This is a genomic window from Clostridium carboxidivorans P7 (genome assembly GCF_001038625.1).
Lineage (GTDB): Bacteria > Bacillota > Clostridia > Clostridiales > Clostridiaceae > Clostridium_AM > Clostridium_AM carboxidivorans.
This window is the reverse complement of record NZ_CP011803.1, coordinates 1,328,847-1,346,904: the sequence shown is the minus strand read 5'-3', so window position 1 is coordinate 1,346,904 and position 18,058 is coordinate 1,328,847. Positions and strand designations below refer to the sequence as shown.

At 28.7% G+C, this 18,058-nt stretch carries 17 protein-coding genes; 4 read left to right on the top strand and 13 right to left on the bottom strand.

The annotated features are described in order from the left end of the window. Positions 1 to 6: 6 nt before the first annotated feature. The 3 genes from Ccar_RS05760 to pdxR form a co-directional block, all read right to left on the bottom strand. Positions 7 to 1,077: an HD-GYP domain-containing protein gene (locus Ccar_RS05760; protein WP_007059636.1), complete on the bottom strand. Its 1,071-nt coding sequence runs from the start codon at positions 1,075 to 1,077 to the stop codon at positions 7 to 9. 568 nt (positions 1,078 to 1,645) lie between these two features. Then, positions 1,646 to 3,346, bottom strand: a complete 1,701-nt coding sequence (locus Ccar_RS05755; protein ID WP_007059637.1) for a methyl-accepting chemotaxis protein — start codon at positions 3,344 to 3,346, stop codon at positions 1,646 to 1,648. A gap of 171 nt (positions 3,347 to 3,517) precedes the next feature. Next, positions 3,518 to 4,942: a MocR-like pyridoxine biosynthesis transcription factor PdxR gene (pdxR, locus tag Ccar_RS05750; RefSeq protein ID WP_007059638.1), complete on the bottom strand. Its 1,425-nt coding sequence runs from the start codon at positions 4,940 to 4,942 to the stop codon at positions 3,518 to 3,520. Positions 4,943 to 5,150: 208 nt separating this feature from the next. On the opposite strand from pdxR, the gene Ccar_RS05745 reads away from it, so the two are divergent. Further along, positions 5,151 to 5,867: an alanyl-tRNA editing protein gene (locus Ccar_RS05745; RefSeq protein WP_007059639.1), complete on the top strand. Its 717-nt coding sequence runs from the start codon at positions 5,151 to 5,153 to the stop codon at positions 5,865 to 5,867. A 29-nt stretch (positions 5,868 to 5,896) separates the two neighbouring features. Then, a complete protein-coding gene (locus Ccar_RS05740) occupies positions 5,897 to 6,394 on the top strand; it encodes a peptide deformylase (RefSeq protein ID WP_007059640.1) in 498 nt (165 codons plus the stop codon). A 70-nt stretch (positions 6,395 to 6,464) separates the two neighbouring features. Here the strand turns inward: Ccar_RS05740 and Ccar_RS05735 are convergent, their stop codons facing one another. Continuing rightward, complete coding sequence (locus Ccar_RS05735) at positions 6,465 to 7,310, bottom strand: protein phosphatase 2C domain-containing protein (RefSeq protein WP_007059641.1); 846 nt, start codon at positions 7,308 to 7,310, stop codon at positions 6,465 to 6,467. Positions 7,311 to 7,480: 170 nt separating this feature from the next. Between Ccar_RS05735 and Ccar_RS05730 the strand changes: the two genes are divergently transcribed. Then, positions 7,481 to 7,756 carry a hypothetical protein gene (locus Ccar_RS05730; RefSeq protein ID WP_007059642.1) on the top strand — a complete coding sequence of 92 codons (276 nt, stop codon included), beginning with the start codon at positions 7,481 to 7,483 and terminating at the stop codon, positions 7,754 to 7,756. A gap of 176 nt (positions 7,757 to 7,932) precedes the next feature. Here Ccar_RS05730 and Ccar_RS05725 read toward each other — a convergent pair whose 3' ends face one another. Beyond that, positions 7,933 to 8,901 (bottom strand): D-2-hydroxyacid dehydrogenase, encoded by a 969-nt coding sequence (locus tag Ccar_RS05725; RefSeq protein ID WP_007059643.1) that lies wholly within the window; start codon positions 8,899 to 8,901, stop codon positions 7,933 to 7,935. 148 nt (positions 8,902 to 9,049) lie between these two features. Beyond that, positions 9,050 to 9,313, bottom strand: a complete 264-nt coding sequence (locus Ccar_RS05720) for a winged helix-turn-helix transcriptional regulator (protein ID WP_007059644.1) — start codon at positions 9,311 to 9,313, stop codon at positions 9,050 to 9,052. 218 nt (positions 9,314 to 9,531) lie between these two features. Between Ccar_RS05720 and Ccar_RS05715 the strand changes: the two genes are divergently transcribed. Next, positions 9,532 to 9,909, top strand: coding sequence for a VOC family protein (locus Ccar_RS05715; RefSeq protein WP_007059645.1), 378 nt, complete (start codon positions 9,532 to 9,534; stop codon positions 9,907 to 9,909). Positions 9,910 to 9,980: 71 nt separating this feature from the next. On the opposite strand, the gene Ccar_RS05710 is transcribed toward Ccar_RS05715, so the two are convergent. From Ccar_RS05710 to Ccar_RS05680, 7 genes are all read right to left on the bottom strand, one after another. Continuing rightward, positions 9,981 to 11,375, bottom strand: a complete 1,395-nt coding sequence (locus Ccar_RS05710; RefSeq protein ID WP_048029981.1) for a sensor histidine kinase — start codon at positions 11,373 to 11,375, stop codon at positions 9,981 to 9,983. 1 nt (position 11,376) lies between these two features. After that, complete coding sequence (locus Ccar_RS05705) at positions 11,377 to 12,105, bottom strand: response regulator transcription factor (RefSeq protein WP_007059648.1); 729 nt, start codon at positions 12,103 to 12,105, stop codon at positions 11,377 to 11,379. 74 nt (positions 12,106 to 12,179) lie between these two features. Then, on the bottom strand, positions 12,180 to 14,162 hold the full coding sequence (locus Ccar_RS05700; protein ID WP_007059649.1) for an FtsX-like permease family protein: 1,983 nt from the start codon (positions 14,160 to 14,162) through the stop codon (positions 12,180 to 12,182). 120 nt (positions 14,163 to 14,282) lie between these two features. Beyond that, positions 14,283 to 16,247 (bottom strand): FtsX-like permease family protein, encoded by a 1,965-nt coding sequence (locus tag Ccar_RS05695; protein WP_048029980.1) that lies wholly within the window; start codon positions 16,245 to 16,247, stop codon positions 14,283 to 14,285. Beyond that, entirely contained in the window at positions 16,234 to 17,001 is a 768-nt protein-coding gene (locus Ccar_RS05690) for an ABC transporter ATP-binding protein (RefSeq protein WP_007059651.1), read from the bottom strand. Before Ccar_RS05690 ends, Ccar_RS05695 begins: the two co-directional genes overlap by 14 nt. A gap of 266 nt (positions 17,002 to 17,267) precedes the next feature. Beyond that, positions 17,268 to 17,657, bottom strand: coding sequence for a retropepsin-like aspartic protease (locus tag Ccar_RS05685; protein WP_007059652.1), 390 nt, complete (start codon positions 17,655 to 17,657; stop codon positions 17,268 to 17,270). Then, positions 17,657 to 17,902, bottom strand: coding sequence for a hypothetical protein (locus Ccar_RS05680; RefSeq protein ID WP_007059653.1), 246 nt, complete (start codon positions 17,900 to 17,902; stop codon positions 17,657 to 17,659). The genes Ccar_RS05685 and Ccar_RS05680 overlap by 1 nt, the downstream gene beginning before the upstream one ends. Positions 17,903 to 18,058: the final 156 nt, after the last annotated feature.

Genomic DNA, 18,058 nt, shown 5'->3' with positions numbered 1-18,058 from the left:
CTAAATTTAAAGCTCACAAGTTTTTGAAATAAAAAGAGTTAATTCCTCTAATAAATCTATTTCATAAGGCTCTGAAAGTAAATTTCCTGCTTTGTCATATATAACTTTTACCACTGGTCTCGTTGGCATTGAGTTATTTTGATTTACTACTAACCCCTTTTCACTTGAACTTAACATAACTCCACTTCCAGTTGGAAATGCAGCTATGTTCATAGTAAATTTTCTAACCATTTCTACATCAAAATAAGTGTTACTGGTGCCTACAAGATATTCAATAACCTCACTGACACTTTTAGCTTCCCCATTATTTCTTCCTGATATCAAATTATCAAATACATCACATATGGATACCATTTTTGCAATTTGATTTATCTCATCACCTTGTAATTTTAAAGGATATCCACTTCCATCGCTTCTTTCATGATGCATTAACGCAACTACCTTTACAGTTGCATTCCAAATATGCTGCTCTCCTAAAAAATCATAACCAACTCTTGGATGCATAAGTGTAATATATTTATCCAATTCTTCTTTAGTTTTGAACTCTGATAAAAGCTTCTTATCATTCAAAATTTTTATCTTACCTATATCATGCAGTAACGCACCAGCTGCTATATCTTTGAGCTTTAATGGACTGTATCCCATATGAGTTCCTATTATTGTAGCTAATACACAAACATTTACAGAATGTGAATATATGTTATTATCGCTTGAACTTATTTCTGCAACATTTATCAAAACATCTTTATTTGATACTACATCTTCAATTACTGAATTAACTGAATTCATAACACTACTATCGTCAGTTTTACCTTCACGGCAATATTTTCCAATCATTTCCTTGACAGCGTTCTTACCCATCTGTCTTGTCTTTTCGGAAATACTTTCTTCAATAACCACATTTTTTGATATATCATCATCAATGTATACTGAAATAATTCCAAGTTCTTTAATTTTTTCTATATAATAAGGCTTTAATTGTACTCCTACATTAAGTAAAACTCTGCCTAATTCATCGTAAATCTGCCTTCCAAGGACTTCATTCCCCTTCAGGCTAGAGACATTAACAACTCTCATATATACCTCCAAATGAAATAATTAAATTTTTCTATATAATGAAAATTTCTTATAAAAAATATATTCTATACTAAAAATTTAGGTATAATATAATTTTATTGTGCAGTTTTTAAAGTATAGGTATTAGCAGCATCCAATGGAACTGTATTTAATTATTATACTAAAAATACGCTCTTAATACTGATTATTTTAAATGTAAAAACAAACAAATTATATAATAATCATATAATTTGTTGCACTTGTAATAAATTCTACAATTCAGCCTTAATTCCTTTATTTATAAAATATATTTTCATTAAGCGTTAAACAATCACCTTTATGGATAATCTCTTAACTAAACTTGTTATAAATTGTCACTTCCATTTCATTATTAAATCTATTCTTTCTATAGTCATTTACTTATATTAGTTTATTGGAATAATAAATAGAAGGACCTTGTGATTTTTTAAGATAACATATCTTATTACAAAACCACAAGGTTCTTTATTTATCATAGCTCATAACATATTTTGATGAAATCATTCATTATACTTACTTATCGTTATGATATATAATTATCCATTTTCTATTATACTCTAAATCCAGAAACTATTTCTTTTAATTTTCTTGACATTTCTGATAAATTCTCTGTAGTTCTTTCAACTTCATTCACAATACTCAATTGTTCTTCAATACTTGCACTTATATTTTCAGTTCCTGCTGCTATTTCACTTGAGTTAGCAGCTATAGTATTTATAGCCATTTCCATTTCTTTGGTACCTTCAACTTGAGTTTCTGTAGATTTATCAATTTCTTCTACCTCACTTACAATTTCTTGTGTATTCTCGATTATATTCTGCATGATTTGTCCAACTTCAGAAGCTTTGTTAACTCCAAGAGATACTTTTTCTTCTACTTTACTAACTGAACTTACAGCTGAAGCAGATTTTAACTGATTTTCTTTTATTAAATCAGATATTTGCTTAGCTGCAGAATTGCTTTCATCTGCAAGCTTTCTTATTTCATCAGCTACTACAGTAAAGCCCTTTCCAGCTTCCCCAGCACGTGCTGCTTCTATTGCTGCATTTAGTGCTAGCATATTGGTCTGTTCTGATATACCTGTTATAATTTGAATAATATCTCCTATCTTTTTTGAAGAATTATCTAATTCACTTATCATAAGAGATACTTGTTTAGAAGAATCTGCTATGTCTGTTATAGATAAAACAATTTCAGATATTTTAATCGAACCATCCTCTGCTGCTCTTTTTGCTCTTTTACTATTACTTGTAGTATTTTTAGTTGCTAAAGAAGTTGCTTCAGTAAACCTTGCAACTTCTGCAAGATGGGCTGAAGTCTCTTCGGAAACAGCTGCTCCATCAGAAGTGCTGGATGCTATTTCTGCAACAGTGCTTGATATAGTATCAAGTGACTCTGCAGTAGTCTTTGTTGCCATGCTTAATTCTTCACTTGAAGCTGAAATAGTATTGGCAGAACCATATATTTCTTTAATAATCACATGCAGCTTATCAATAAACATATCAAAATTTGAACTAAGCTCTCCTATTTCATCTTTACTTTCATAACCTATTCTTTGAGTTAAATCTCCATTATTATTGGAAATTTCTTTTAATCTTTCAGTAACCTTTTTAATTGGAACAACAGTTTCTTTAATTATAATCAAGGATAAAATTCCTGTTATAATTAAACATATAGCTACAAGTGATATTATTATAATCATTGTACTTCCAAAAACTTTTTTACTCATTTCATAAGTGGAATTTGCTGATGCAACATGCTTATTTATAATTTCATCAAAAGATGCTACAACAGAAATTTTGGCTTTATCGAGATTAATTGCTTCAGTAGGAGGTCCTTGCTTTGTAATATTTCCAGATTCAGCTGTTTTTATAAAAGCTTCCTCAGCTGATATAAATTTATCATAGTTATCAAGTAAGGTTTTATATTCACTATTACTTTTATACTTTTCTAAAGCTTTATCTACAGCAGTTATATGAGTTGTAAGATCAGCTTCTACAGTCTTTCTTGTGTTATCATCTGTTGCATCCATTAATGAACTAGATTTAGTTCTAATATACTCTATATTGGATTTGGCTTTTTCTAATTCTACAATTGGTGTCAATCTTGATTCACTTAACTGTTTAATTCCATAATTGACCTTTGATACTTGTAATATTGAAGTAACACCTAGTAATAAAAGAAAAATAAAGAAACTAGCAGAAAGTAAACTGATTTTATGTACAATTTTTAAGTTTTTAATAAAATTCATATTAAATCCCCCTCGCATTTCATTTGCATAATTTTATGGAAACTTAGTCTAAAAGTTGAAAACTTATCTAACCTCCATTTAATGATTTTATTTTAAATTGTAAATGTTACAATTTAATCACAATTTCATTGCAATTTAGACTTAGTTTTTGTTTCCATAAAATTCGAAGACTTAAAACCATGAATTTTTTAAAAGCTTTATTCCATTTTCTATTTTCTCAAAACTCAAATGTCCATATCCCATTAGTACCATATTAGGTTTCTTATAATTATTTTGATCAAAATAATAAAATGATATAGGATAAACCCTAACTCCATTTTCTAAAGCTTTATTTATAAGTTCCAATTCATTTAAATTGTTTTTTACCTGAAGTGCAATATTAACTCCTGAGCTTTCACCATAAACATCAACATTATTTCCAAATTCTTTTCTTATACAATTTATAAGAAAGTGCTGTTTTTTAGCATATATACTTCTCATTTTTCTGAGGTGAGCTTCAAATAAACCTTCTTTCATAAATTCTGCAATGGTAAGCTGATGAATTTTTGATGCAGTTTGATTTATAAAGCTTCCCTTTTCAATAAAAATATTCATTATACTTTCAGGTAAAATCATATAACCAACATGCATTCCAGGAAAAAGAGTCTTAGAAAAAGTTCCAAGATAAATTACTCTATTTTCACTATCCAAATTTTGCAGTGAAGGTATTGGATTTACATTATATCTAAATTCACTATCATAGTCATCTTCAATAATATATCCACCACACTTATTGATAAAATTAAGAAGTTTTATACGATTTGAAACAGGCATAGACATTCCTAAAGGATGCTGATTAGATGGTGTTACATATATAAACTTAGGATTTATTTTAATATCTTCAAGTTTTTCTATATTCATTCCCATTTTTGTTAATTCAATTGGCTCTATATTATATCCATACCATTGAAAAACCTTTCTTACAGCTGAAAACCCTGGTTCTTCAAAAGCAATATTCTTATTATTTGACTCACTAAATAAATCACATAATATTGCCATTAAGGTTTGAGTTCCTGCACCTATAATTATCTGTTCAGATGAACAAACTACTCCTCTTGAATTTTTAACATATTCTGCAATCTGATTTCTTAGTTCAAATTCACCTCTAGGATCTGAATAAGCTAGTATATCTATGTTTTCTTTTTTCATGACACTTTGCTCAATTTTTCTCCAGGTCGTAAATGGAAAACTTTCCTGATCTACTGAACCAGGTTTAAAATTGTAAGTATATACTTTATCATCTGTATGAATACTCTTTAACTTTTTAAGCTTCAAAGGTCTATTTTCATTTCTAATAGTTTTTATTTGATGTTCTATAGCCTCCACATAATATCCACTTCCATTCTTACTGTAAATATATCCTTCACATAATAATTGATCATATGCAGCCTGAACTGTATTTCTACTTATACCAAGCCTATTCTTAAGCTGCATTATGGATTCCAGCTTATCCTCCTTTTTAAGTGTTCCTTCCAGTATGGCTTTTTTGTAGAATTGATATATCTGAATATACAGTGGTTTTTCACTATGTCTTTCAATAAATATTGGTATTTCCATAAAAATCATCCCCATAAATTTTATAAAAATCGTACCTTTTTATAGTTACAATTTTATAGTATTATTTTATCAAATTTACAAATAAGATTCCATTTGCTTTTCATCAGCAAATCCTGACGCCTATAAAATTTATGGATAGCATATTCTTAAAAACATAGTTGCAAACTTTAATTTAATGATATTAAACAAATTTTAGGAGGAATGATAAATGACTGAATTAATATTTCAAAAAGACAGTTACATAAAGGAATTTGAATGTAAAGTTATTAGTACAGATGAGGCTGAAAATGCCGTTATTTTGGATAAAACAGCATTTTATATAGGGGGAGGTGGTCAACCTTGTGATGTTGGAGTATTAAAAACGGATGTAAATAAGTATGTTGTTAAAAAAGTTAAGAAAAAAGGAAATGATGTATATCACTATATTGATGGAAAACTTCCTGAAGTTAATGAAATATGCACAGGAAAAATAGATTGGGATCACAGGTATAAATTAATGAGAACTCATACAGCTATGCATATTCTATGTGGTGTTGTATGGAGAGATTATAAAGCACAGGTAACTGGTGGAGATATGGATTGTCTTAAAGGAAGAATGGACTTTGAGTTTCAAAACTTTGATAAGGCATTAGTAGAGGAAATTGAAGAGAAGGTTAACAAAGAAGTACAATGCAAAAGAGATATTAAGGTAAATATTTTAGAAAGGGAAGAAGCCTTAAAAATTCCTGACTTAATAAGAACAAAAATAAATCTTTTGCCAGAAGGAATTAAACAAATAAGAACAGTTGAAATTGAGGGATTAGATCTTCAAGCAGATGGAGGAACTCATGTAAAAAATACTTCTGAAGTTGGAAAAATAAAAATAGTAGATTATAAAAGCAAAGGAAAAATCAATAAGAGAATATATGTTGATATAGAAGACTAAATCAAAAGTATTAATAGGGAGGTTATATTATGTTAAAAGAAATACTGTTACTTGGAAATGATGCTTTGTATAAAAAAAGCTTACTTGTTCAAAAGGAAGAACTAGATTCAATAAAAGGAACTGTTTTAGATTTGCATGATACTTTAATTGACTTTCGCAAAAAATATAATGCGGGAAGAGCAATTGCTGCTCCACAAATTGGTGTATTTAAAAGATTAATATATATGTATATTGATAAGCCTATAGTTTTTATTAATCCTATATTAAAATTTGACAACAAGGAAATCATGGAAGTAATGGATGACTGCATGTCCTTTCCAAATCTTTTAGTAAAAGTTAACCGTTATAAGGAATGTACTGTTATGTATAAAGATATAGACTTTATAGACAGAACAATAAAGTTTGAAGGCAATCTATCAGAATTGATACAGCATGAATATGATCATCTTGATGGCATTTTAGCTACAATGAGGGCTATAGACAACAAATCTTTCTATCTAAAAAAGCAAAGCAAGGGAAGCTACTAGCTTCCCTTAAAAATGTATGAGTTCAGTTTAAATATTAAAGTTTTATTTTGTAGCGCAATACTACTTGAACTTATTGCAAAAATATCACTGCAGATGAGTCATCACTTTTTTTAAATCTAGGAAATTTCACTACATCTGCATCCTCATTTTCAATGAGTCTTATAGTCTTATATACTTGATGCAATCCTTGTTTTTCAATAATTGAAATAAGGTCATCAGCCTGCATATATTTGTAATTATCAAAAATTGCTGAAAACCCATCTGACATTAATAAAGCCTTTTTACATTCTTCCAAATCCAAATACCCATAAAGGGAATTTTCTACTGCATTTTTATCAAATCCTAATGTCCAGTAACCTTCTGGAGTATTTTTAAGCAATCTATGTTTAATAAGCAGTGGATTTATTCTCTGTCTAGCCTCAATAAAACTTATTCCTTCATTCAACATTAACTTGTTCATTTCAGCTTTAGCTATATTATCTAGTTTATCAAGCAACATCTGTTTAATAATACTTGACTTTCCATTATTATTCTCAACTATAAGTGTACAATCTCCAAGTAAAAAGTATTCTACTTTATTATTGTTAATTCTAATTATAGCTATAGAAGCAGCTGACAAATCAACTTTATCAGGATATTTTGTTGAAGAAATTTTATTAAATTTATTACCTATAAAATCCATTCCTTTAGAAACAATTTCTTTAATATCTTTTGATTTATCTAAAATATTGTCTTTAAGATAATTATTCCATTCATTAACAAACCAATACACATCACCTTTAGAACCTGTCAGATTAGTTTTGTTAAGTCCTGTTGCACCATCTATAACCCAGCCATAATTATTCTCTGCATAGGCAATATCCTCATTAACTCTATCCTCTGACATGGAAATAAAATCATATGTTGAAAACTTCATAAATCTAACCCCTTAATCTTATTGTATATTATTTTGTATTTATTGCATAACCTCATATTTCCAATAATATATTTTTTATATAATCCTTTATATTATATCATAACTCAACTTTCGTACATGCAAAATTTTCAATTAATATAGAAAATAAATGGAATTTTGGAGGTAAAATTATGAACATTTCTTCTAATTACTATAATTATAGCTATTATAATCAAGCTTATCAGATAAATGCCCTTTCAAACCCTCAATTATATATTACAAGTACACGTACAAGTTCGTCTCCTAATTCAGATTCTTCTGAGGATAAAGTTCAGAAAGTAAGTTCTAAATCCTCTATGCACACTGAATATGATAGCAATCCAAGTTTTTCTAACTTATACTACACTGCAAATTCATTAATAAATTTGCTTAAATTGAAAGGTATTAATTTTTCAAAAAATCCTTAACAATTTAGCATCTGATATAAAATCTTCAAAAAATTCAGATGTAAGATCTCTTTTTGAGTCATTTTACTATAATAAAAAAGTGATAAACAGTTATAAATACCATTATCACTCTATTCAGCATTATATTTATTAATATCTTTTACTTATGACTTTATAAATAATTTAATATACTTCTATTAAACTTTTTTCTTATTAACTCTGTAACCAGTTTTAAAATCCACTATATTCTTCAATGGCTGCTGATTTTTAAAATATTCAAGATTTTCAATACTTATGTTAACAATTCTTCTTAAAGTTTCTGGAAGATGAAAAAATCCTGATATATGAGGAGTAATAACAACCCCTGGCGCATCCCATAATCTATGTTCAGGTGGCAGCGGTTCTGGTTCTGTTACATCAAGACCTGCCCCACTAATGATTCCATTTTCAAGAGCATCACACAAATCTTCAGTACATATACAGCTTCCTCTTCCCACATTAAGAATGATTGCATCTTTTCTCATTAAATTAAATTTATCTTTATTAAACAAATGGTGAGTATCCTTTGTCCCAGGAACACTTAAAGCCACTACATCAGCTTTAGGCAAAAGTTCATCCAAAGCTTCCATTGTATACAATTCATCAATATATTCTGGCTTTTGTCCTTTGGTTCTCTTCACTCCTATGGTATAACTTCCAAGTGCTTTCATTTTCCTAGCAAAGTCCCCTCCAATATCACCAAGACCTACAACTAATGTTGTACTTCCTTCTATTGAGGTAACATTTCCTTCATCCTTCCATATATGTTTTTTCTGATTCATATAATATAAATTCAACTTCTTTTTAATTTCAAATAACATACCAAGCATATGTTCAGATATTGCAAGACCATAGGCACCTGATGCATTTGTAAGGTATGCTCCTTCAGGAATTACACCAGCTTCGCAATATCCATCAGTACCTGCACTGTTTAACTGAAGCCATTTAAGCTTTTTACTTCCCTTTATGTATTCTGGAGGAACATTTCCAATAATTATATCAGCGCTTTTTACAATTTCATCACTAATTTCTCTAGTTGATATAAAAATATACTCCGCTTCTGGCATCTTTGATTTAAGTTTTTGTTTTTCATATTCACTTAATGGAATTACAACTAAAATTCTCATATAATATCACTTCCTTCTAGTACCATTATACTATAAATACTATTATAAATTTAATAACTCAACTTTCGCACATATAAAATTTTTACTTAATATGAGCACATTGCGACACAACTTTTTTGAGAGGCCAGTGAATGTCCTCTGAAAATGATTACTCATTTTCTTCCATAGAATTTATATAAACTTTCCCCCACTCCCCCATAGTTTTCAATACAGGAACAAAAGAATGTCCCATTTCTGTTAATGAATATTCTACTCTTGGAGGTACTTCCTTATAAATTTCTCTATGAACCATTCCATCATCTTCAAGTTTCCTTAACTGTTTCGCGAGAATTGGTTGAGAAATCTGTTTGCATAATCTTTGAAGTTCATTAAATCTCCTTGTTTTTTGACTTAAATGAAATAATATTATCATTTTCCAGAAATCAAATATTGTACTGTTGCTATTGGACATGATTTATTAGACTGGGGATTTTTTAATATTCTTCCCATTAAAACCTCTTTCCTCCTCAATAGTACTATTTTTGTTAGTATCTAATAAAAAAGTACGTACTTGAATGATTACATCTATTACCATAATATTATAGTAGCTTATAAATCAGAAATCAATTTTGAAAAGGAGTATGATTACAAATGGAAATAAAAAAAGTTTTAAATCGTTTCTATGTAAATGACATGGAAAAAGCAATAAAGTTTTATGAAAAAATCTTAAATGAAAAATGCAGCAATATATTTAAATATTCTGAAGCAAGCTTAGAATTAGCTACAGTTGGAAATATTTTAATAATAAGTGGTTCTGATGAAGCATTAAAGCCATTTAAAGACACTCAAGCAACATTTTTAGTTGACTCTATTACTGAATTTAAAGAATTTTTATTAAATAATGGTGCTGCTATTATTAGAGATTTAAAAATAGTACCCTCAGGAATGAATATGACTGTAAAACATTTTGACGGTACAATAGTTGAATATGTTGAACATAAAGCCAATCTTAACTGGGTAATAAAATAATCCTATAAACCTTACTTGAAATGAATGAAGAATCATACAATCATGATCCTTCATTCATATTTTTAATCAGCTTACAACTCAATCTGTATGCATGTACCGAAATTCTGTTTGCTTTTAACATTAATTTTTCCACCATGTGCCTCTATTATTTGCTTTGCAATTGCCATTCCAAGACCTGAACCTTTAACACTTACCGAACTTTTTGTACCCCTATAATATCTTTCAAAAAGCTTTTTCACTTCTTCTTCTGACATACCCTTTCCATTATCCTCTATGGTTATATATATTTTGTCCTCTTGTCTTACAGAAACTTTTATTATAGTATCTGGAGCATTATGAATTACTGAATTATATAGCAAATTTGTAAAAGCTCTTCTCAAAAGTGTATTATCAAAATTAAAGTTTATCCTGTCTTCTATACAATTAAAGATAATATTTCTTTCTTCATATTTAGGATGGTTCAATATGTTTATAATTACTTCCTTTAACAAACGCACTAAATTTTCCTCACTGCGATTTATAGGAAGCATTCCATTTTTTAATTGATATGTAAAATTCAAATTTTCAACTATATCCTCCACATTTTCTGCATTTCTAAGTATTACTTCTCCATACTTTTTTACATCTAAAAGGCTAACATCATATTTAGAATCAGTTAATATTTCTGCATATCCTTTTATTGGTGATAATGGAGTTTTTAAATCGTGAGAAATATTAGCTATCCATTCTTCTCTCAAAGTTTGATTTCTTTTTCTCTCTTCCTCACTAGCTTTAAGTTTACTATCTAAAATATTAAGGCTGTAAATCACATTCTTATACATTCCTTCTTCCTTCATAGGAATATAATCATTTGAAGCAAGTCTTTTTATACCTGTTGTTATATTAGATAATATATGATTCATCCATATACCATAAACTGCAACAAGAAGTATAAGTAATATAAATAAACTTAATATAATAAACTTAATCTTCGAAAACTTATCATAATTCACATACATAGTAATTTTCGATATTTTCGCAGGAAAACCTATAATATACGTCCATTTTTCTCCTCTGTTATTAACACTTCCAACGAACATAGTATAATTCCCTGAACTGTATCCATTTTTGTACAATTGAACTATATCTATTGGAGAATAGTGTTTTAAAGCTCCTTTAGGTTCATTATATTCTAACGCTGCATCTCCATTTTTATCAACAATTTGAAAAGAAAGCTTGTACTCCTTCAATTGACTTACTGCTGAATCTGTAAGCCTTGGTTTGCCTTCTTCAAAACTAATTTTTTTATAGAAATTTGATGTAAAGTATCCAGGCCAGCTGCTCCAGTTAGCATAACTGTTTTCACTATACATATTAACATTTAATATATACAATACTATTCCCATAAAAATTGAAATTAAAATAAGAAGACCAATAAAAAATTTAAAATATAAGTTAAATATTATTTTATATCCTGATTTTTTCATTCTATTCATTCCCTTTTACAAGCTTGTACCCAAGTCCTATTACAGTAACTATAATTTCTGGTTTAGAAGGATTCTTCTCAAGCTTTTCTCTTAAATGTCTTATGTGAACAGAAATTGTATTATCATATCCAATATAATCATCTCCCCATACTACTTCACATAATCTTTCCTTATTAACTATTTTGTTAGAGTTTTCTGCTAAGTATAAAAGAAGCTTGTATTCTTTTGCTGTAAGCTTTACCTCTATATCCTCTTTATATACCTGGCTGTGCAGCTTATCAATATTAATGTTACTAATTTTTATATTCTCATTTTTATTATCACTTACTTCCTTTATACCATCATACTGCTGTCTCCTAAACTGTGCCTTAATACGAAAGGCAATTTCCTTTGGACTAAAAGGTTTAGTAACATAATCATCTCCACCCATGCTCAACCCAACGATTTTATCAACATCACTATTCTTTGCAGATAAAAATAAAATTGGACAGTAAGAAAACTGCCTTATTTTTTTGCATACCTCTATTCCATCAATATCTGGAAGCATTATATCCAGCACTACTATATCAGGCTTTTCATCCTCACATATCTTTATACCATCTAAACCACAGTGAGCTTTTTTGATATTCTTAAAGCCTTCCTTTAACAAAATATCTTCTATTAAGTCTGTTATATCTTCTTCATCATCTATAAGTAATATTTTTTTATCTGCATTGTTTACTAAATTCACTCCCAAAACACCTCTTTATATCATTAGATTCCAAGCATTCTATTAACTTGGAATCTAATTTTTAAATTATATATTTAGTATACAACATTTTTTGTTATAATTTTCATATAAGATTTAACAGAAAGAAGATAAAAACATAAATAAATTACTGCATATACTCCCATTGTCATACCCATCCATTCCAGCTGTGTTATTGAAAAGCCGCAGAGATATTTCATATAGGCTATAAGTGGAAATATACTATGAAGAATACCAAATAGAAGTGGCATTACAAAAATGAATCCCAATTGCTTTGATATAATTCTTAAAGTCTCTTTTTTAGTTAAACCTATTTTTGAAAGTACAGAGTATCTATTCTTATCTTCATAGGCTTCTGTTAATTGCTTATAATACATTATACTTCCAGTGGAAACAACAAAGAGAATACCTAGGAATGCACCTATAAACACATAGCTTCCATACAAAGTATGAACCTCAGTATACATGTCATAGTAAGAAGAAAAAATTCTGCCTTTTGGCATCATTTGTGAAACTTCTGCAACAACACTTCCACTTTTTAATACATTATCAAAATTATATGCTCTTATAACAGTTGTATTATTTTTATTATCATTTAAAAGCTTATTAAAAAATGTATCTGGTACTACTATAGTTGTTTTTTGAAATTTAACTCCTAAAACGCATTTCTTACTTGAGTCGGAGATATCAACTTTATAGGCTTTCCCTCCAATAGTTGCATTAAGTTCATCACCCGCAAGTCTTCCTCTTGCTTCAAGTGAATTACTTACTTCAATGAAAAAGCATTGATTTTCTTTGTTAATTTTAATGTCCTTAGCTCTATCAACAACATCTGTACCATCATTAAAACCTGAATTATTTACAATATCCTTGTATTCAGATGCAGACATTATAAACATATCAAAAGGAGCCTTTAAATCTTTCTCAAATGGACCCTTATATTTTTGTGTAAGCCCACTTCCATTTATCATTACAATATCTGTTTTATAAGTTGTTTTAATTTCTTTATGATTATTAATAACAGCTTCAACTTTTTTATTTAATCCTTCACTGCCGCTTTGATACATTATTGAAAAAGGACATCCACTTGGTGCAATTTTATCAAGTGTCAAATTAAGACTAAATGTAAAACATAATGCGGTAATAGCAACAGCAGATACAACCGCTATAGTTGCCAGAAGATTAGAATTTCCTTTAATTCTGTAGATTATTTGAGATACTCCTATTAGATTTTCTCCCTTATAATAAGCTTTTTTATTTTTCTCAAATAGCTTAAAGATATAAATTATGAAATTGTTGAACAATATATAAGTTCCTGCAATAACAAGCAGCGTTATAAGGAGACCTTTGTACAGCATTTGGGCTCCACCAGACTCCAAATTCATTTTTAATACACCAATATATCCGCTAATCACCATTATTAATGATAATAATGCTAGAACCTTAGAAAATTTAGGTTTCTTCTCTCCTTCCTTAGCCGCATGTATAAGCTCTATAAGTCTAAACTTATATATTATCCTGTAAGCTTTTATGGAGTTTAACAAAAATATAATCATAAAAACAAGAATTGTCATTAATATAGATCTAATATCAAAAGTATACTGTATAGGCTTGTTTGATTTCATGCATACATTAAGTATTTTTAAGAAGAACCTGGAGGTAAATGCTCCTAAGGGTACACCAACAATTAAGGCTAATATCCCTAGAAAGATATTTTCAAAGAACATCAGTGTTCCTATTTCTTTCTTCTTCATACCAAGCATTGAATAAATAGCAACTTCTTTCTTTTTATTTTTTATAAAAAAGCTATTAGCATAACCTATGAAAATGGCTGAAAATATTATAACTACAAAAGCTGCCGCTTTAAAAATAGCTCCAACCTTAACTTTATCTGAACTAAATGAATGTATTTGTTTACTATAATACATAGAATAAAATATCATGAGAATGAAAATTGAAGTTAATGTACTTATAAAATAAGAAACATAATTTTTAAAATTGTGTTTAACATTGTTTATTCCAAGATTAAATAGTGTCACTTTCAGTACCTCCTATTATATTTAAAGATATGGTGTCTAGTTACTTTCTGCTTTTAAGCACTTTCTATCCCATTGCTACCCCCACCATTCTTTGTATGAAACTCCATATGAATATAAGAATCACTTGATGATTTTCATATATGATTTAACCGAAATCATATAATAGCATAAATAAATTGCAATATAAACTAATACTACTCCCCCAACACATTCTACGATAATTTTAGCTTCGCTGGCATAGGCAATAAATATATATAAAGCTGCAATACTGTGAAACAAACTCACTAAAACAGGCAATCCAAATATTAGTGCAAGTTGCTTAACAACAGTATGTCTTTTTTCCTTCTTACTAACACCTATTTTTTTCAATATACTGTATCTTTCCTTATCCTCATATGCTTCCATAAGTTGTTTATAGTAAAGTATACTACCTGTTGAAAGTATAAATAAAATTCCAAGAAACGCACCAATAAACACATAACATCCATATAATCTATAAGAAATACTATAGGCATCATAGAATGAATCAAAGTATCTATCCTTAGTAATTACATGACTTAATTCAGAAACAAGCTTCTCAGAATTTAGAGGATTATCTAACATATATCCTCTTATTTTAGTAGTATTATCTTTATTGCTATTAAGTAATTTATTGAACGTATTATCTGTAACAACAATCATGGTTTTTGCAAAATTTTTTCCCACAACACCCTTACCATCAGAATCTACAATATTTAAATTAAATTTATTACTAATGTCTTGAACACTGACTTTCTCTCCTTTAAGCCTTCCATGTTGACTTTCATTAGTAACCTCAATAAAAAAGCACTGATTATCATTTGTAAAGTTTAAACCTTTAACTACCTGAAAGCCATCAACGGAATTAGTCCTGCTCATTTCCGAATTATTCATAATTTCGTTATATTCACTTTTAGACATTATATATGCATCAAAAGGTGCCTTTAAATCCACACCATAAGGTCCCTTATACTTTGACGTAAGTGATTTCACATTAATCAGTTCTATATCTGACTTGTGAGTAACCTTTACTTCACCGTGCTTATTTATTATTTGTTCTACTTTATTGTTTAAATCTTCATCTCCACCTTTATACATTAATGAAAAAGGTGATATATACGAAGGCGTTTTTTGCAAAGTTGTATAAAAACTAAATGTGAAACCTATTGCAGTAAGTGCAACCGCTGACACTATCGCTATAGTGGCAAGAATGTTAGAATTTGCTTTTATCCTATATAGTATCTGAGAAATGCTTATAAGATTTTCTCCTTTATAATACAATTTTTTATTTTTTTTAAGCTTATTAAGCATTACTATAATAAAATTATTAAACAAAATATATGTTCCTGAAATTACCAATATCAATACAAGAATTGCAAAATACATCATTTTACTTCCACCTTGAAGAATTTTAGTGGAAGCAATAAAATATCCAAGCAAAATCATAACGATAGATATTAGTGCCTTTACTTTTGAACCTTCAGGCACCTTTTCAGCTTCCTTGTCTGCGTGTAAAAGTTCAATAAGGCTAAATTTATATATTACCCTATACGCCTTAATTGAATTAAATACGAATAAAGCCATAAATATTATAGTTGTAGCAATTACTGCCCTTATGTCTAAAGTAAAGTATGCAACAACACTAGTTTTCATCATATTAACAAGAAGCTGAAAAAGAAATTTTGAAGCTATAGCACCTAATGGTACCCCTATAATTATTGCTAATACTCCAAGAAACATATTTTCACAAAATAAGAGAACTCCTATTTCTCTTTTTTTCATGCCAACAATGGAATATATAGCCATTTCCTTTTTTCTACTTTTTATAAAAAAACTGTTAGCATACCAAATAAAAAGAGCTGAAAAAATTATTACTATAATTGAAGCAACTTTAAATACAGTATATAATTTTAACCTTCCACTACTATAACTTTCCATTTGCTTATTGAAATAAATAGAAAAAAACACAAAAAGTATGAAAACAGAAAATGCAGTACTAATAAAATAAGAAACATAACTTTTAAAATTGTGTTTAACATTGTTTATTCCAAGATTAAGCAAGCTCACTTTCAGTACCTCCTACAATAGAAAGGGTTCTTAATATTTCATTGTAGAAATCTTTTCTACTTCCTGTTTTCTCAATCTCAGTATCAAGCATTCCATCCTTTATAAATATAATTCTGTCACAGTAACTTGCTGCAAATGCATCATGAGTTACCATAACAATTGTTGCTTCATTATCCTTATTTAATAAAGAAAGGTTATTTAAAAGCTCTGTTGAAGATTTTGAATCCAGTGCTCCTGTAGGCTCATCTGCAAAGACTATTTCTGGATCAGTTATTATAGCTCTTGCAGCTGCAGCTCTTTGCTTCTGACCTCCTGAAACTTCATAAGGATATTTTCCTAATATGTTTCCAATATTCAAGATTTCACTAATTTTTTTTAATTTTTCTTCCATGGACGCCACATTTACCTTAGATAAAGAAAGTGGTAAAATAATATTTTCTTTTAAGGTTAAAGTATCAAGAAGATTGTAGTCTTGAAAAATAAATCCAAGCTGCTTTCTTCTAAACATTGATAATTCATCTTCATTAAGCTTTAAAAAACTTTTTCCTCCAAGCGTAATTGTTCCTGATGTTGGACTATCAATGGTTGATATTACATTTAACAATGTGGACTTACCTGCTCCTGAAGGCCCCATAATTCCAAGAAATTCACCCTTTTGAACAGAAAAGCTCACTCCATTTAGTGCATTTGATTTACTTCCTCCATTTTTTGAACCATACTCTTTTTTTACATCTCTAACTTCCATTATATTCATAGAAATTTCCTCCTGTATTCCTCATATTGTGCTAAAGGATTATCAATCCTTTAGTCTCCTAAATTTGACTACAGTTAGATTGTATATGTATGAGTTTAAGGTGGATTTAAAATGATCTTAATTTCATCTTAAGTTTATTTGACTTAAGATGAAATTACTCAGCTTGAATTATTGTCATAAAAAAAGATAGCAAAGCCTTAGAAGAAGGTACTTACTATCTTTTTAAAATTATGCTGATTATATTTTTTCTTGTCAGTGGCAAATAACTATTCATCGCTAAGTTCTAATACTAAATTTTTCAAATCAATATTAGCCCCTGCTCTCATTAATATATCTAATCCTAGCAGTCCATTAATCTCACCCTTTGTGTCAATTATTCCAAAATCTATTTCCAAGTTTTTAATACTATGTGAACCTATTTTTATGTTATTAATAACTTTTATAAAAGAATTATGCAAACTGCCTCCCACGCCATAGAAAGATATAATTCTATCACCTAATTCCGCATATATTCCTATATCGTCGACTATATCTGGTGAAATTATAGACTCTGCTGCTCCAGTATCTATTACAATATTATCTATCTGTTTTGAATTGCCCTTATATAAAATTTCTACAGAAGTAAATAATAATCCGTCTCTAAACTCTATATTCATTACATTATACCTCTATAACCTTTTATATTTCTAACTTCAAGAACAATATCTTCATTTCCTGTATGATAGACAAGTACATCTTCTTTTGACCTTACTAATTCTTTTGTAGCTTCCTTATTATCTTCTATTACCTTAATAACAGCCATATCATCTATATATTTCTTATTTCCTTCCATGTGCCACTCTAAAATTTGAAGTTTAACAAATTGATTAGGATAAATTTTTTTTACTTCTTCCCACTTCATATTTAGCACCACCTTATATAATTATAATTTTTATTACTTAATATTATATCAAATAATTATACTCAAAACATAATACTTGGTAAAAATATAAGATATAGACGATTAACTTATTCATTATTTTTTTAAAAAGGTTCTACATAAATGAATAATAAACGG

Excerpts from the sequence above, each read along its gene's own strand:
- pdxR (WP_007059638.1), bottom strand. The coding sequence starts at position 4,942 with ATGGAAATACCAATATTTATTGAAAGACATAGTGAAAAACCACTGTAT.
- Ccar_RS05755 (WP_007059637.1), bottom strand. The coding sequence starts at position 3,346 with ATGAATTTTATTAAAAACTTAAAAATTGTACATAAAATCAGTTTACTT.
- Ccar_RS05725 (WP_007059643.1), bottom strand. The coding sequence starts at position 8,901 with ATGAGAATTTTAGTTGTAATTCCATTAAGTGAATATGAAAAACAAAAA.
- Ccar_RS05730 (WP_007059642.1), top strand. The coding sequence starts at position 7,481 with ATGAACATTTCTTCTAATTACTATAATTATAGCTATTATAATCAAGCT.
- Ccar_RS05720 (WP_007059644.1), bottom strand. The coding sequence starts at position 9,313 with ATGATAATATTATTTCATTTAAGTCAAAAAACAAGGAGATTTAATGAA.
- Ccar_RS05680 (WP_007059653.1), bottom strand. The coding sequence starts at position 17,902 with ATGAAGTGGGAAGAAGTAAAAAAAATTTATCCTAATCAATTTGTTAAA.
- Ccar_RS05685 (WP_007059652.1), bottom strand. The coding sequence starts at position 17,657 with ATGAATATAGAGTTTAGAGACGGATTATTATTTACTTCTGTAGAAATT.
- Ccar_RS05760 (WP_007059636.1), bottom strand. The coding sequence starts at position 1,077 with ATGAGAGTTGTTAATGTCTCTAGCCTGAAGGGGAATGAAGTCCTTGGA.
- Ccar_RS05735 (WP_007059641.1), bottom strand. The coding sequence starts at position 7,310 with ATGAAGTTTTCAACATATGATTTTATTTCCATGTCAGAGGATAGAGTT.
- Ccar_RS05740 (WP_007059640.1), top strand. The coding sequence starts at position 5,897 with ATGTTAAAAGAAATACTGTTACTTGGAAATGATGCTTTGTATAAAAAA.
- Ccar_RS05690 (WP_007059651.1), bottom strand. The coding sequence starts at position 17,001 with ATGAATATAATGGAAGTTAGAGATGTAAAAAAAGAGTATGGTTCAAAA.
- Ccar_RS05745 (WP_007059639.1), top strand. The coding sequence starts at position 5,151 with ATGACTGAATTAATATTTCAAAAAGACAGTTACATAAAGGAATTTGAA.
- Ccar_RS05715 (WP_007059645.1), top strand. The coding sequence starts at position 9,532 with ATGGAAATAAAAAAAGTTTTAAATCGTTTCTATGTAAATGACATGGAA.
- Ccar_RS05710 (WP_048029981.1), bottom strand. The coding sequence starts at position 11,375 with ATGAAAAAATCAGGATATAAAATAATATTTAACTTATATTTTAAATTT.